This is a genomic window from Pedobacter sp. HMWF019 (assembly GCF_003061025.1).
Lineage (GTDB): Bacteria > Bacteroidota > Bacteroidia > Sphingobacteriales > Sphingobacteriaceae > Pedobacter.
Genome location: NZ_QAIL01000418.1, coordinates 1 through 2114 on the forward strand (window position 1 = coordinate 1; position 2114 = coordinate 2114).

The following is a 2114-nucleotide window of genomic DNA, read 5'->3' on the forward strand; positions in this document are numbered from 1 at the left end:
GGGTTAATTGGGCATAATTCGTTATTTTTGTATTTATATTTTTTATTAAAATTTATGAGCGAAGAAAAAGATCCAAAGTCAAATTATTCGGCAGATAATATACAGGTATTAGAAGGTTTGGAAGCGGTGCGTAAGCGCCCTTCGATGTATATAGGAGATACCGGAGTTAAAGGTTTGCACCATTTGGTTTATGAGGTAGTCGATAACTCAATTGATGAGGCATTGGCAGGACATGCTGATACCATCTATGTAAATATTTTAAAAGACAACTCTATCCGGGTTGAAGATAACGGCCGGGGTATTCCAACCGGTATCAATACAAAGGAGCAAAAATCAGCTTTAGAGATTGTAATGACCGTGCTGCATGCCGGTGGTAAATTTGATAAAGATACCTATAAGGTTTCCGGAGGTTTGCACGGTGTTGGGGTAAGTTGTGTAAACGCTTTGTCTACACACTTAAGAGCAGAAGTACACAGGGAAGGTAAAATATGGGTACAGGAATACAATATTGGTAAACCTTTGTATGATGTGAAGTCTATTGGTGAAACGGAAAAAAGAGGTACGATTGTAACCTTTACTCCGGATCCAACCATCTTTACACAAACCACCGAGTATCGTTATGATACACTTGCTTCCAGGTTAAGAGAGCTTGCGTTCCTGAATAAAGGAATTAAACTGACTTTAACAGATGAACGTGAAACTCTTGAAAACGGTGAGTTCCTGACAGAACTTTTCCATTCGGAAGGTGGATTGAAAGAATTTGTTCAGTTTCTGGATGGTAATCGTCCTTCATTGATTGAAGAACCGATCTATGTAGAAGGAATTAAAAGTGGGATTCCTGTTGAGCTGGCCTTGCAGTACAATGATAGTTATACAGAAAATGTACACTCTTATGTGAACAACATCAATACCCATGAAGGGGGAACACATATTGCAGGTTTTAGAAGGGGGTTGACCCGTACACTGAAAGCTTATGCAGATAAATCCGGTTTATTGAAGAATGTGAAGTTCGAAATTACTGGTGATGACTTCCGTGAAGGTTTAACCGCTGTTGTTTCTGTAAAGGTACAGGAGCCTCAGTTTGAAGGTCAGACTAAAACCAAACTCGGTAACTCTGAGGTGATGGGTGCGGTTGATGTGGCTGTTGGTGAGGCGTTAAATAATTACTTAGAGGAGAACCCGAGAGAAGCAAAGCTGATCATCAATAAAGTGATCCTGGCGGCAACTGCACGTGCTGCGGCACGTAAAGCACGTGAAATGGTTCAACGGAAGAGTGTAATGGGCGGTTCAGGACTTCCTGGTAAACTGGCCGATTGTTCAGACAGCGATCCGGAAAGATGTGAAATTTACCTGGTGGAGGGAGATTCTGCGGGTGGTACGGCAAAACAAGGCCGTGACCGTAATTTCCAGGCTATCCTTCCTTTGAAAGGAAAGATCCTTAACGTGGAAAAAGCAATGGAACATAAGATCTACGAAAATGACGAGATCAAGAATATGTTTACTGCAATTGGTGTGAGTATCGGTACTCCGGAAGACGATAAGGCTTTAAATTTAACGAAGCTGCGTTACCACAAGATTGTGATTATGACGGATGCGGATATCGACGGATCCCACATTACCACATTGATCTTAACTTTCTTCTTCAGATATATGAAGGCGCTGATTGAGGCTGGATATGTTTATATTGCTGCTCCGCCATTGTACCAGGTTAAAAAAGGTAAAGATTTTGAATATTGCTGGAATGATGTACAACGTGATGCAGCTGTTCAGCGTTTAAAAGGTGCAGGTAAAGAAGAAAGTGTACACGTTCAGCGTTACAAAGGTTTGGGTGAGATGAACGCAGAACAATTGTGGGATACCACTTTGAATCCTGCAACCCGTACTTTATTACAGGCAACGATAGAAAATGCTGCAGAGTGTGATCATACTTTCTCTATGTTAATGGGAGACGAGGTAGCACCAAGACGTGATTTTATTGAACGTAATGCAAAATATGCGAAGATCGATGCCTAATTGATCTTTATGGAAAAAGGCCGGTGAATTTTAATTCACCGGCCTTTTTTATTTATACAGTTTTAACTGCAATTTCTTGTAATTAATAACAGCTTTATGCC

General features: G+C 40.8%; 1 protein-coding gene. It reads left to right on the forward strand.

Annotated elements, in window-relative coordinates; translation table 11 throughout:
• Window positions 1–54 precede the first annotated feature (54 nt).
• Window positions 55–2013, forward strand: a complete 1959-nt coding sequence (gyrB, locus tag DBR11_RS22365; protein WP_108554833.1) for a DNA topoisomerase (ATP-hydrolyzing) subunit B — start codon at window positions 55–57, stop codon at window positions 2011–2013.
• Window positions 2014–2114 lie beyond the last annotated feature (101 nt).

Excerpts from the sequence above, each read along its gene's own strand:
- gyrB (WP_108554833.1), top strand. The coding sequence starts at position 55 with ATGAGCGAAGAAAAAGATCCAAAGTCAAATTATTCGGCAGATAATATA.